Source organism: Amycolatopsis balhimycina FH 1894 (assembly GCF_000384295.1).
In the GTDB taxonomy this organism is placed as follows: Bacteria; Actinomycetota; Actinomycetes; order Mycobacteriales; family Pseudonocardiaceae; genus Amycolatopsis; species Amycolatopsis balhimycina.
This window is the reverse complement of the sequence record NZ_KB913037.1, coordinates 4,550,553-4,563,031: the sequence shown is the minus strand read 5'-3', so window position 1 is coordinate 4,563,031 and position 12,479 is coordinate 4,550,553. Positions and strand designations below refer to the sequence as shown.

The following is a 12,479-nucleotide window of genomic DNA, read 5'->3' as shown; positions in this document are numbered from 1 at the left end:
GGCCGCGAGGTGTGATCCGTGCCACTGTGGTGGCATGGGGAGTGCAGAGCGCGAACTCGCGGTGGACCTCGCCCGGATCGTCCGCGCCACCGCCGATCAGGTCGCCGGCGGCGGGGGCAACGAACTGATCGAGCGTGTGACCGGCCACCTGGGGGCACCGCTGCCGGAGGTCGTGGTCGTGACCCGCAACTGGCCGATGTGGGAGCACGCCAACATCCAGCGCGGAGCCGACGCCTACCTCGCCGAGCACGGCACGGCCGTGGACTGGTTCGGCGTCGCGGGCGGCCAGCGCACGCACGAAGACCTGATCGGGATGCTCGCCACCGCGCGCAGGCAAGGGATGTACGAACTCGGCTCGGTGGACTACACGACCACGGCGATCGGCCCGGACGACGCGACCGAGGCGGTGCAGCTCGGGCTCGTCGGCACGCACGCCCCGGACGGCGAGCCGGTACTGCTCGCCATCCGCGGCCCGAACCCGCAGTGGGGGCTCGAGCAGTGCCGGCTGGAGGTCCTGGCGACGTCGAGGGTGACCGCCACCGAAGTGCGCGACCGCGTCGAGCGGCTGATGTCCGAGCACGATCTCCTGCGGGGCCAGGTGCTGGCCTTCGGCACCAGTGAGCACCGCGGCAACGAGCTGCTCACGTTCCTCCCGCGGCCGACGCTGACCGGCGAAGAGGTCGTGCTGCCGGACGGCGTGCTCGACGCGATCGAGCGGCACACGGTCGGCATCGCGGAACACGGCGAGCGGCTGCTGGCCGCGGGCCAGCACCTCAAGCGCGGGCTGTTGCTGCACGGCCTGCCCGGCACCGGCAAGACGCACACGGTCCGCTACCTGATGAGCCGCCTGCCGGGCACCACGGTGATCATCCTGACCGGCACGGCGATGCGGTTCATCGGCAAGGCCGCGGAGCTGGCGCGGCGGCTGCAGCCGAGTGTGGTCGTGCTGGAGGACGTCGACCTGATCGCGCAGGACCGCAGCTACGGGCCGATGGTCCAGCCGCTGCTGTTCACGCTGCTCGACGCGATGGACGGCGTGGGCGGCGACGCCGACGTCACGTTCCTGCTCACCACCAACCGGGCCGGCGAGCTGGAGAAGGCCCTCGCGGACCGCCCGGGCCGCGTCGACCTCGCCGTCGAGATCCCGCTCCCGGACGCGGCCGGGCGTGAAGCGCTGCTCCGCCTGTACGCGCGGGGCCTGACGCTGACGGCGGATCTCGGCCCGGTCGTCGAGGCCACGAAGGGGATGACGGCGTCGTTCGCGAAGGAACTGCTGCGCCGGGCGTCGCTGCTGGCGCTGAACGCGCGCCCGGACGAGGACGTCGTCGTCGGGGACGAGGAGCTGGCGGCGGCGTTGCGGGAGATGCAGGACGCGCGGAGTGCGCTGACGCGTTCGTTGCTGGGCAGCTCAGCTGCGCAGTGAGCCGGGGAACAGGTCGGCGTCGGCGGGCAGTTTCGTGCCGCGGAACCAGTCGTCGAAGAACGCGCGCAGGTTCTTGCCGCTGATCCGCGTCGCCAGCGCCTCGAAGTCCGGCCAGGTCGCGTTGCCGTGGCGGTAGCGGGACGGCCAGTCGTGCAGCAGCCGGTCGAACGCCGGGTCGCCGATCTGGCGGCGCAGGGCGTGCAGCGCGAGGATGCCCTTGTTGTAGACGCCCTCGAACTCGTGGCCCTGGCCCATGCCGACCAGCTTCTGCGCCCAGAAGTCGGTGCTGCCGTGGGTGATTTCGATGGCCGCGCGGTAGCGGTCGTCCAGGTTCTGGCCCTCGCGCTCGGCCCACAGCCACTGCGCGTACGACGCGAAGCACTCGTTCAGGCAGATGTCGGACCAGTTCTCGAGCGAGACCGAGTCGCCGAACCATTCGTGGGTGTTCTCGTGCACCAGCGTCGGCAGGTCGGCCCACTTCGCGTACGTCGGCCGGGTCTGTGTCTCGAGCGAGAACCGGACGTCCTCGTTCAGGAAGATCCCGCCGGCCGCCGACTGCGGGTACGGCCCGAACTTGCCGCTCAGGAAGCCGAGCACCTCCGGCAGCCGGTCGCCGATCGCGCGGCGGGCCTCGGCTCCGGGCGAGTACGCCGAGACCACCGGCGTCCCGTCCGGCAAGGTCGACCTGTCGACGTCGAACTTGCCGATCGCGATGGTCGTCAGGTAGCTCGCGACCGGGTTCGGCTCGGTCCAGGTGCCCGGCGGCCCCTCGCGGCCGTTCGAGATCACCGTCCACCCCGGCGGGACGTGCGCGGTGAGCGTGAAGGTGGCCTTGTCGCGCGGGGTTTCGTTCACGGGGTACCAGAACGCCGCCGAGTGCGGCTCGCCGACCAGGTAGGCACCGCCGTCGGCCGAGTGCTGCCAGCCGTTCTCGCTGCCGCCGTCGTGCGGAGTCTTCGCCGGGTCGCCGCCGTACTTCACCCGGGTGCGGAACGTCGTCCCGGCCCGGATCGGCTCCGGCGGCGTGACGACCAGCTCGAACGCCTTCTCCCGGGTGAACCGCGCGGGCTTGCCGTCGACCTCGACGCCGTGCACGTCCAGGCCGCGCAGGTCGAGGTCGAACCGGCTGAGGTCCTGGGTGGCCTTCGCGGTGACTGTCGTGTCGCCGTCGAGGTGCCCGCTCGGCGGGTCGTAGGTCACGCCCACCTGGTAGCCGAGCGCGTCGTAACCGCCGTTGCCGTCGTCCGGGTAGTACGGATCGCCGGCGCCCGCGGCCCCCGGAGCCGGGTGCATCGGCGGTGGCGGGGGTGCCGCCGTGACGGCGTCGCCGCCGCAGGCCGCGGCGACGATCACCGCGGCGCAGACGGCGAGGGCGGTGAGTCGGCGGCGCATACGACCACCATAGGTGATGGAAAGCGATCGCTTCGTCACGTTCCGCACCAGGGGATCTGTGGTTAGGTGGCCGCGTGCTCTGTTTCGGCGGCAGCGGTGTGCCGATCGTCCTGCTGCACGGCCTGATGGGCCGGGCGCGGACGTGGTGGCGGGTCGCGGAGTGGCTCCGGCCCTACGGCGCGGTGTACGGCCTCGACGCGCGCGGCCACGGCAACGCGCCGCGCGTCGGGCCGTGGACGACCGAGCGCTTCGCCGACGACGTCGCCGAAGCGCTGCGGACCCTCGGCGCCGGTCCCGCCGTGCTCATCGGGCACTCGATGGGCGGCCTGCACGCCTGGGCGACCGCCGCGCGGTATCCGGAACTGGTGCGCGCGGTCGTGTCCGAGGACTTCGCGCCGGACCAGCGCGGCCGGACCGTGGAGACCTGGCGCGGGTACTTCGAGAGCTGGCCGGTCTCGTTCAAGTCGCTCGACCACGTGCGGGAGTTCTTCGGCGACGCGGGCGGGTACTTCGCGGACTGCGTCGAGGAGCGCGAGGACGGCTTCCACCTGGTCGCCGACCTCGAGGACCTGTACGTCATCGCCGCCGAGTGGGGCCGCCGGGACTTCTGGTCCATTGTGGACGGAATCGGCTGCCCGCTGCTGCTGGTCGAGGGCGAGCACACGGCGATGCCGCCGGGCCAGCAGGCGCTCGTCGCCGACCGCGTCCCGGGCGCGCACCACCTCGTGGTCCCGGGCTCGGCCCACCTGCCCCACGACGAAGCCCCGGAGACCTACCGAGGCGCGGTGGAAGCCTTCCTCAGCCAGGTCCTGTCCCGCTGAACCGGACGACACGCGTGATTGCGGAGCCGACACGCGTGATCAGAGGGACGACACGCCGCGCACGCCGTTGTGCCGCCGTGTCGACCCTTCAATCACGCGTGTCGACCTCCCCATCACGCGTGTCGACCCTTCAGGTCCGGGACAGGTCCGCTCGCCAGGCCGCCGTCGAGCGGTCGGCCGGGACGATCAGGGGCCAGACGTCCGCGCCGAGGAAGCCGGTCTCGTCGGATGCCTTCGCCGCGGTGCAGGTGTCGCGCGGCAGACCGGCCTGAACGGACAAAGCGGCCACGGCGTCCTTCGTCGATTTCCCGAAGACGCCGTCGGTGGGGACGCCGAATCCGGACGCCCGCAGGAACCGCTGGGCCAGCTGCACCCGACGGCCCGTGTCACCCGGCTTGAGCAGCGGCCACTCCGCCTCGGACCGCGTCACCGCGACGCCGAGGACGCGGCCCACCGCCGTCCGCAGCTCGGGCAGCCGGTTGTAGAGCACCTGGCCGGGGCACTCGGTCGAGTTGAAGTCGCGGTGGCCCTTGATGAACTCGGGCGCGATGCCGTACTGGTGCGCGATGTAGGCGACGAGCGAGACCAGCGAGTTCCACAGCGCCGGCGGCACGTCCACCGTGCTGTACAGGCCTTCGTTCTCGATGCCGATGACCTCGCTGTTGTGGTTGCCGACGTTGGCGCCCTGGACGTGCCGCGTGCCGCCGCGCAGGATTTCCAGGCTGCGATGCCTGCCCTCGGTGACGAACCCGCCGCGGCTGTTCGCGAACTGCTGGCCGCTGTCGATCCAGCCGTTCTTGTCCATGTGCAGGTTCTGGATGAACCGCGAGACGTAGAACGCACGGGCCAGTGAGAAGTCGTTGTTCATCGGCGGGTCCACCGCGTGGTGCACGACGATGTAGGTCGGCTTGTGGTTCTCCACCACGATAGTGCCCGCGGCGGGCCGGGCGCCCCACTCGGACGTCGGGTGGATCGTCGGTGTCGGCACGGCCGCTGTGGCCGTCCCCGTCGTCGTCATCCCCAGTGCGCCGGCCGCGGTCGCGGTCATCCCCGCCTTGAGCAGGGTCCGGCGGTCAACGTGGACCATGGTGAGAAAGGTAACTCCGGTTCGCGCCGATGACAACTATTGACCAACTTTGGTCGTAGCGCGTTAGTGTTCACCTGGCAGGGCGAAGAGGCCGTCCCTGGTCTGTTCGAGCAGGCCGTCGACCAGCAGGGAGTCCAGGCAGCGGTCGCGCTGGCCGCTGTCGTGCCAGACGAGGTCGAGGCGGGCCTTCTCGACCGGGCCTTCGCTGCCGCGCAGGACGTCGAGCAGCCGCCCGCGGACCTGCCGGTCGGTGCCGGCGAACTTCTGGACCGGCTTGGCCGGCCCGGCGTACTCCGGCCGTCCGGCGTGCTGCCACGCGCATTCGTCGTAGATCGGGCAGTCCGCGCATTTCGGCGAACGCGCGGTGCAGATCAGCGCGCCGAGTTCCATGATCGCGGCGGAAAACTTGGCCGCGGGCGCGTCTTTGGCGGGCAGGAGCGCCTCGACGTCGGCCATGTCGCGGGTGTTCGACGCGGGCCCGGCGTCCCCGGCCCCGTGCACGGCCCGCGCGACGACCCGCCGCACGTTCGTATCGACGACCGGCGCACGCCGCCCGTAGGCGAACGCGGCGACGGCGCGCGCGGTGTAGGCCCCGATCCCCGGCAGCGCGAGCAGAGTGTCCACATCGGACGGAACGACGTCGCCATGCTCGCGCGCAATCACCCCGGCGGCCTCGTGCAGCCGCAGTGCACGGCGTGGGTAGCCGAGCTTTCCCCAGGCCCGCACGACTTCGCCTTGGGAGGACGCGGCCAGCGCCGAGGGCACCGGCCAGCGCGCCATCCACTCGTGCCAGATCGGCTGCACGCGGACGACGGGAGTCTGCTGGAGCATGATTTCGCTGACCAGGACGCCCCAGGCCGAGCAGGTGGGCTCGCGCCACGGGAGATCCCGGCCGCGCGCGGAGAACCAGTCGAGCAGTACGTCAGCGTCCACAGCCACGCCGGGAGGCTACTTCACCTCGGGGAGGCGCTCGCGGGCCACTTCGTCCGGGGCGGGCATGGCGGCGATCTCCGCGGCGATCACGCGGGCCGCGTCGCGGCAGGACGATGCCTTCCGGGCCTGTTCGGTGACGGCGTCCGCGCTCAGCTCACCCGGCAGGAGGCGCACCGCGGCCCCCGCCGCGAGGAGCGCCTCGGCGTTGGCGAACTGGTCGGCCCCCTGCGGCAGGACCAGCTGCGGGACGCCGGTGGCGAGCGCGCCCAGCGTGGTGCCGCTGCCGCCGTGGTGCACGACCAGGTCGGCGTGCGGCACGACCGCCGCCTGGTCCACCCACGCCCGGACCGTGACGTTGCCCGGCACGGCGCCGAGGTCTTCCGGTCGCACCCGGCCGGTGGCGACCACGACGTGCGCGTCGAGCGCCGCCAACCCGCGGATCGCCGTGGTGAGCACCTCCGGGGTGCCGAACGCGGTGCCGAGCGTCAGGTAGACCAGCGGGCGGCCGTCGACCGGCGGCGCCGGTTCCGAGAACGGCACCGGACGCAGGGCGATCCGCTCGGCCGTCGCGAGGAAGTGCTCGTCCTGCAGGGACGGCGGGCAGATGTCCAGGTGCGTCCCGCCGTCCGGGCGTTCGAATCCGATACCTTCGGGGAACAGCCGGCCGAACCCGTGCCAGAGCGAGGGAATTCCGGCGCGTCGCGCGGCCACCGCCACCTCCGGGACGCCCCACCCGTGCACGACCAGGTCGGGCCGCAGCCGCGCCAGGTCCGGCTCGAGATCTTCGGCGTAGATCTCGTAGAACGAATCCGTGGGCCGGAAGGGGTTGAGCCCGAGCCGGTGCAATGGCGCGTGGACGTGCTCACCGGCGGCGAAGTGCACCTCGTGCCCGACGTCCCGCGCCGCGACCGCGAGCGGGACCATCGGGTACGTGTGGCCGGCCGACGCGAGGCCGGCGAAGAGCACGCGCATGCTGTCCCCATTCGGATGTCACGAACATCTGAATGGGAACGATAACCTACTCGACCTCGGTGAGCTTCCCCGTCTTCACGTCGTAGACGAACCCGCGCACGTTGTCCGTATGCGGCAGATAGGCACTCCGCCGCACTCGCTCCACCGACGTCCGGACGCTGTTCTCGACGTTGCGGAAGGCCTCGACCGACCACGTCGGCCGCAGGCCGGTGTCGTTCTCCAGCTCGTCCTTGAAGTCGTCCTCGGTGACCATCGAGAGGCCGCACTCGGTGTGCTGGACGATCAGCACCTCGCGGGTGCCGAGCTTGCGCTGCGACAGGGCCAGCGAGCGGATCATGTCGTCGGTCACCACGCCGCCCGCGTTGCGGAGGACGTGCGATTCACCCTGGAGCAGGCCGAACAGCTCGAACACCCGGATCCGGGCGTCCATGCAGGTCAGGACGGCCACCTGGAGCGAGGGCCTCGGCGTCGAGCGGTCACCGGGAGTGACTTCGCCGAGTTCCTGGTTGCGCTTGAGCAGTACGTCGATCGAGGTCATCGGTCACCTTCCGGCCAGTGGCCCCGCGGCGCGGGCGTGCCACTCCATTGCACCCGGTGAGTACCCGATCGGGCAATGCACTACGAGCAATGTCACGGCCGGTCAGCCGCCGAACCAGGGCTCCTCGACGGTCCGCGGCGGCGCCGACGTCCGCCCGATGCGCAGCTCGGTTGGCAGGGTGATCGTCTTCGGCGCACTCCGCTCGCCCGAGCTGAGCAGCAGCCGCCCGGCCGTCTTGCCCTTCTCGAGCACGGGCTGGTGGACCGTGGTGAGCCCGAGCCGCTCGGCCTCGGCGATGCCGTCGAAGCCGGTGACGGTGAGGTCCTGCGGCACCCGCAGCCCGCGCCGCTCGGCCTCGGCCATGGCACCGAGCGCGAGGATGTCCGAGGTGCAGATCACGGCCGTGATCTGCGGGTACGCGTCCAGCAGCTGGCGGGCCGCGGACGCGCCGTCGTCCACCGTGTGGTCGAAGCGCTCGACCACCGGGACGCCCGCCCAGTCGACGCCCGCCGCCGAGAACGCGATGGCCAGCGCCTCCAGGCGGGTGCGCTGGACGTGGAAGTGCGCGCCGCTCTGCCGTGTCGTGGAGACGAAGTCGTCGTTGCGCTCGCGGGCGAGCCGCATGCAGATCACGCCGACCTGCCGGTGGCCCAGCGAGACGAGGTGTTCGGCGATCTTGCCGACCGCCGCCGCGTCGTCCGGGCCGACGCGGTCGATGCCCTCGATGCTCGGCTGGTCGATGATCACCGTCGGTACCGGCCGCTCGAGCACGGCGGCGAGGTGCGGGTCGTCGTCCGGCACGGAGTAGACGACGAAGCCGTCGACGCCCGCGCGGTGCACCGCGGCGACGTCCTCGCGGCCCGGGCTGGCCGGCACCAGGTGCAGGCCGACTCCGGCGTCTTCGCAGGCCAGCGCCAGTCCTTCGAGCACGCCGATGGCGGCGGGGTCGCGGAAGGCGTAGGAGAGGTTCTCGGTGAGCAGCAGTCCGACCGCGCCCGCTTTGCGCGTGCGCAATGAGCGGGCGACCGGGTCGGGGCCGGGGTAGCCGAGGCGTCGCGCGGTCTCGAGGACGCGGCGGCGCAGTTCCGGGGACAGCTGGTCCGGCCGGTTGTAGGCGTTGGACACCGTGGTCCTGGACACACCGAGCTCCGCCGCGAGCGACGCCAGTGTCGCCTGCCTCCGGGTGCGAATAGGACGTCCCATCAGCAAACCGTAACGGTTCAGATCGAATTCATGAAGAGACACCCCGCGTGGTCGATGTCTCGATCCGCATGCGCGGAGATGCATACACCAAAGCGGGATCTGCCGGCCAGAAAGTCATCCGGATGGGGTAAGGTGAATCTGACAACGGTTTCCATTAGCGTCTGTAGGAGTCCTTGGATGAGTTCCCGCCGCACCAGGAGCGTGCTCGCCGCCGCTTCGGCCCTGTCCGTCTTCGCTCTGGCCGCGTGCTCCGGCGGAACGTCCGGCTCAGACGGAGGCGCGCAGTCCGGCGGCTCCGGGAAGATCAAGGTCGTCGCCTCGACCGACGTCTGGGGCAGCGTGGTCAGCGCCGTCGGCGGCGACAAGGTCGAGGTCAAGTCGATCATCCACGACCCGTCGGCCGACCCGCACTCGTACGAGACGACGGCCGACGACGCGCTGGCGGCGAAGGGCGCGCAGCTGCTGCTGTCCAACGGCGGCGGCTACGACGAGTTCTTCGGCAAGCTCACCGAACAGGCGGGTGACGCGAAGAAGCTCGTCGCCTACGACATCGCCGCGACCGGCGACGAGAACGAGCACGTCTGGTACGACCTGCCGGGCGTCGACAAGGTCGCCGACCGGCTCGCGACGCAGCTCGGCGAGCTGCAGCCGGCGTCGAAGCAGCAGTTCGCCGACAACGCCACGGCGTTCAAGGCCAAGGTCGACGCGCTGGAGAAGCGCCTCGGAGAGCTCGGTGCCGCCCACCCGGGCACCAAGGTCGTCGTCACCGAGCCGGTCGCGCACTACCTGCTGGCGAGCGCGAAGATCACCGATGCGACGCCGAAGGCGTTCTCGGACGCGGTGGAGAACGACACCGACGTGCCGGCCGACGCGGTCAGCACCTACAAGCAGCTCATCGCGACCAAGCAGGTCAAGGCGCTGATCAACAACGCGCAGACGGTGACGCCGCTGACCCAGGACGTCGTCGGGCAGGCGAAGGCGGCCGGGATCGGCGTCGTCGATGTGACCGAGACGCTGCCCCAGGGTGTGACGGACTACATTGGCTGGATGACCGGGGAAGTCGACGAGCTGTCGGGGGCGTTGAAGTAGCCATGTCTCCCGCTTCCGACGACGTACGCCCTGCGGTCCGGGTCCGCGGGGCGGGCCTGGCGTTCGGTCCCCGCACCCTCTGGTCGGGGCTCGACCTCGTCGTCGAGCCGGGCGAGTTCCTCGCCGTGCTCGGCCCGAACGGGTCCGGCAAGAGCAGCTTCCTCAAGGCCCTGCTCGGCATGCAGGGCCTGTCGGCGGGCACGGTCGAGATCGCGGGCGGCCGCCCGGGCGGCGCGAACCGCAAGATCGGCTACATCCCCCAGCAGCGCGCGATCGACGAGTCGCTGACCATGCGCGGCGTCGACCTGGTGGGGCTGGGCCTCGACGGGCACCGCTGGGGCCCCGGCCTGTTCGGCATGGCGGCGCGTCGGCGTCTCGTCGCTTCGGCGATCGACGCGGTGGGCGCCACGCGGTACGCGAAGCAGCCGGTGGGGCGGCTGTCCGGCGGCGAGCAGCAGCGGCTGCGGGTGGCGCAGGCCATGGTCGGCGACCCCGAGGTGCTGCTCTGCGACGAGCCGCTGCTGTCACTGGACCTGGCGCACCAGCGCGCGATCAGCGAGCTGATCGACTCGCGGCGGCGCACGGCCGGGACGGCGGTGCTGTTCGTGACGCACGAGATCAACCCGGTGCTGCCGTTCGTCGACCGGGTGCTGTACCTGGTCAACGGCCAGTTCCGGATCGGCAAGCCGGACGAGGTGATGACCACGTCGACGCTGTCGGAGCTGTACGGCACCCGCGTCGAGGTGCTCAAGGTCGGCGGGCAGATCCACATCGCGGGCGCGCAGAGCGCGTTGTGCGAGGCCGAGCCGCACCACCACGAACACGACGTCGAAGAGCAAGTGGGCTGAGTCTTGGATCTGTTCGACTTCGGCAAGACCTGGGAGCTGATCACCGAGCTCGAGGGCGTGCAGACGGCCCTGCTGGCGGCGGCGATCCTCGGCCTGGTGGCCGGCGTGCTGGGCCCGCTGATCGTGATGCGGCGGATGTCGTTCGCGGTGCACGGGACGTCCGAGCTGGCGTTCACCGGCGGCGCGGCGGCGTTGTTGCTGGGCATCGGCGTCGAGTACGGCGCCCTGATCGGCGCGGTGGTGGCGGCCCTGCTGCTGGGGATCCTCGGCGCGCGCGACGCGGACCGCGACTCGGTGATCGGCGTGATCCTGTCGTTCGGCCTCGGGATGGGCGTGCTGTTCCTGTCGTTCTACAAAGGACGGTCCGGGAACAAGTTCGGCATCCTGACGGGCCAGATCATCACCATCGATTCGACGAACCTGACGTTGTTCGTGGTGTCGTCGGTCGTGGTGCTGGCGGTGCTGGGGCTGGTGTACCGGCCACTGCTGTTCGCTTCGGTGGACCGGAACGTGGCGGTGGCGCGCGGGGTCCCGGTCAAGACGCTGACGGTGGTGTTCGCGCTGCTGGTCGGGGTGTCGACGGCGTTGAGCGTGAAGGTGGTCGGGTCGCTCCTGGTGGTGGCGCTGATGGTGACACCCGCCGCGGCGGCTGCTCGAGTGACGGCGTCACCGCTGCGGGCGACGGTGCTGGCGGTGGTCTTCGCGGAGGTGTCCGCGCTCGGCGGGATCGTGCTGTCGTTGGCGCCGGGCCTGCCGGTGAGCGCGTTCGTGACGGCGATTTCGTTCTTGATCTACGTGGTGTGCCGGCTGATCGCCTGGCAGCGCGACCGGCGGACCCGGGTGAGCGCGGTGGAACCGGCTCTCGTCGCGGCGGCCTGAGCGCCACTTTCACGTGAAAGCTACGCCCCCAGGTGGTCGCTTTCACGTGAAAGTGGCGCTCGTCAGCCCAGCATCAGCAGGACCTGGAGTTCGCCGACCACGAACCCGATCACCCCGCCGACGGCGATCAGCTTCCACTCGTCCTGACGGAACGCCGGCCGCAGCAGCCCCTCGAACTCCAGCGGCGTCAACGCCAGCATCCGCTGCTCGATCATCTTCGCGACGTCCATCGCCTCGGTCAGGTACCCCTCGGCGTACCGAGCCGTATCGGGTAGCTGTTCCAAAGCCTTCCGGGCCGCCGCGTGCTTCATCTCCCGCAGGCGCGTGCCACCCAGCGTCCGGGACAGCGGCACCTGCGTGTCGACCGTTTCCGAAACGAGGTTCTCCACCAACGCCGCCAGCCGGTCGGCGCGCGGGCCGCGTAGCACCGCGTCCAGCAGGTTCTGGACCGTCAGGACCTCGTTCGCGATCAGCTCGCCGTACTGCCGGGCCACCTCGGCGCGCCGCCGCTGGAACTTGCCCTGGAAGATCACCCGGCCGACGCGGACCGGCTCGCGGGGGACGAAGATCAGCTTGATCGCCAGCCAGTCCGTGCACAGCCCGATCACGCCGCCGAACGCCGGGAGCACCCACGGCTCGCGCGTGAACGCCCAGACGATCGTCTGCACCAGCCCCAGCCCGAAGCCGAAGTAGATGCCCATCCGCGCGATGAACGCCATCTCGGGCCGGGACGTCTCGCGGATCAGCCGGACCAGCAGCGCCTTGTCCCGCGTCAGCCGCTGGACCGTCATGTGCTGGACGTCGAGGACGTCGTCGAGGTTCTCGCGGACGTCGTCGAGGAACTCCCGCACCAGCCGCGGCGCCGACGCCTGGATCTGCTTGATCAGCATCTCCTGCGCCAGCGTCGGCATGACCTCCCACAGCCGCGGGTGGTGCTCGGCGAGCACCTCGCGCGCGACGTGGCCGACCGCGCGCAGCAGTGGCTGCTCCAGCTCGCTCGTGATGATCACCGGGTCGATCCGGCCCAGCACCTCGCGAAGGTCCAGCAGGTTCGCTGTCAGCAGTTCGGTCGCCACCGCGGCCATCCGCCCGCCGTGCTTGGGGACGACGCCCTGCCACCCCAGAACCGGCGGGATCCCCACGAAATCCAGCGGCCGGAACATCATCTCGATGGCGACGCGCTTGGTGACGTACCCGATCAGCGCCGCGACGAACGGCATCGCCGCGTACAGCGGCCAGTGCAGGGCGAGGTCGTGCAGGACAGCGTCCATTCCGACCTCCCTCGCCGTGCCGA

Annotated in this window: 12 protein-coding genes; 5 read left to right on the top strand and 7 right to left on the bottom strand. The window is 71.0% G+C overall.

What is annotated here, in order from left to right; translation table 11 throughout:
• The first annotated feature begins 34 nt into the window (after window positions 1-34).
• Entirely contained in the window at window positions 35-1,423 is a 1,389-nt protein-coding gene (locus A3CE_RS0120155; RefSeq protein WP_026468678.1) for an AAA family ATPase, read from the top strand.
• Here the strand turns inward: A3CE_RS0120155 and A3CE_RS0120150 are convergent.
• Window positions 1,409-2,815 carry a M1 family metallopeptidase gene (locus tag A3CE_RS0120150; protein WP_020641915.1) on the bottom strand — a complete coding sequence of 469 codons (1,407 nt, stop codon included), beginning with the start codon at window positions 2,813-2,815 and terminating at the stop codon, window positions 1,409-1,411. The two genes, A3CE_RS0120155 and A3CE_RS0120150, sit on opposite strands and share 15 nt — an antisense overlap.
• A gap of 74 nt (window positions 2,816-2,889) precedes the next feature.
• Here A3CE_RS0120150 and A3CE_RS0120145 point away from each other — a divergent pair, with 74 nt between their 5' ends.
• Window positions 2,890-3,636: an alpha/beta fold hydrolase gene (locus A3CE_RS0120145; protein WP_020641914.1), complete on the top strand. Its 747-nt coding sequence runs from the start codon at window positions 2,890-2,892 to the stop codon at window positions 3,634-3,636.
• Window positions 3,637-3,766: 130 nt separating this feature from the next.
• Here the strand turns inward: A3CE_RS0120145 and A3CE_RS0120140 are convergent, their stop codons facing one another.
• From A3CE_RS0120140 to A3CE_RS0120120, 5 genes are all read right to left on the bottom strand, one after another.
• Window positions 3,767-4,723, bottom strand: coding sequence for a peptidoglycan recognition protein family protein (locus A3CE_RS0120140; RefSeq protein WP_020641913.1), 957 nt, complete (start codon window positions 4,721-4,723; stop codon window positions 3,767-3,769).
• Window positions 4,724-4,786: 63 nt separating this feature from the next.
• Window positions 4,787-5,662, bottom strand: a complete 876-nt coding sequence (locus tag A3CE_RS0120135; protein ID WP_026468677.1) for an HhH-GPD family protein — start codon at window positions 5,660-5,662, stop codon at window positions 4,787-4,789.
• 9 nt (window positions 5,663-5,671) lie between these two features.
• Entirely contained in the window at window positions 5,672-6,628 is a 957-nt protein-coding gene (locus A3CE_RS0120130; RefSeq protein WP_020641911.1) for a glycosyltransferase, read from the bottom strand.
• Between the two features lie 46 nt (window positions 6,629-6,674).
• Entirely contained in the window at window positions 6,675-7,166 is a 492-nt protein-coding gene (locus A3CE_RS0120125) for a beta-class carbonic anhydrase (RefSeq protein ID WP_020641910.1), read from the bottom strand.
• Window positions 7,167-7,268: 102 nt separating this feature from the next.
• On the bottom strand, window positions 7,269-8,369 hold the full coding sequence (locus A3CE_RS0120120) for a LacI family DNA-binding transcriptional regulator (RefSeq protein WP_026468676.1): 1,101 nt from the start codon (window positions 8,367-8,369) through the stop codon (window positions 7,269-7,271).
• Between the two features lie 177 nt (window positions 8,370-8,546).
• Between A3CE_RS0120120 and A3CE_RS0120115 the strand changes: the two genes are divergently transcribed.
• Genes A3CE_RS0120115 through A3CE_RS0120105 form a run of 3 tightly spaced genes read left to right on the top strand, consistent with a single transcriptional unit; the run spans window position 8,547 to window position 11,185 of the window.
• Window positions 8,547-9,458: a metal ABC transporter solute-binding protein, Zn/Mn family gene (locus A3CE_RS0120115; protein ID WP_026468675.1), complete on the top strand. Its 912-nt coding sequence runs from the start codon at window positions 8,547-8,549 to the stop codon at window positions 9,456-9,458.
• A gap of 2 nt (window positions 9,459-9,460) precedes the next feature.
• On the top strand, window positions 9,461-10,306 hold the full coding sequence (locus tag A3CE_RS0120110; protein WP_020641907.1) for a metal ABC transporter ATP-binding protein: 846 nt from the start codon (window positions 9,461-9,463) through the stop codon (window positions 10,304-10,306).
• Between the two features lie 3 nt (window positions 10,307-10,309).
• Entirely contained in the window at window positions 10,310-11,185 is an 876-nt protein-coding gene (locus A3CE_RS0120105) for a metal ABC transporter permease (RefSeq protein WP_020641906.1), read from the top strand.
• A gap of 62 nt (window positions 11,186-11,247) precedes the next feature.
• Here A3CE_RS0120105 and A3CE_RS0120100 read toward each other — a convergent pair whose 3' ends face one another.
• Window positions 11,248-12,456 (bottom strand): DUF445 domain-containing protein, encoded by a 1,209-nt coding sequence (locus A3CE_RS0120100; protein ID WP_020641905.1) that lies wholly within the window; start codon window positions 12,454-12,456, stop codon window positions 11,248-11,250.
• Between the last annotated feature and the right edge of the window lie 23 nt (window positions 12,457-12,479).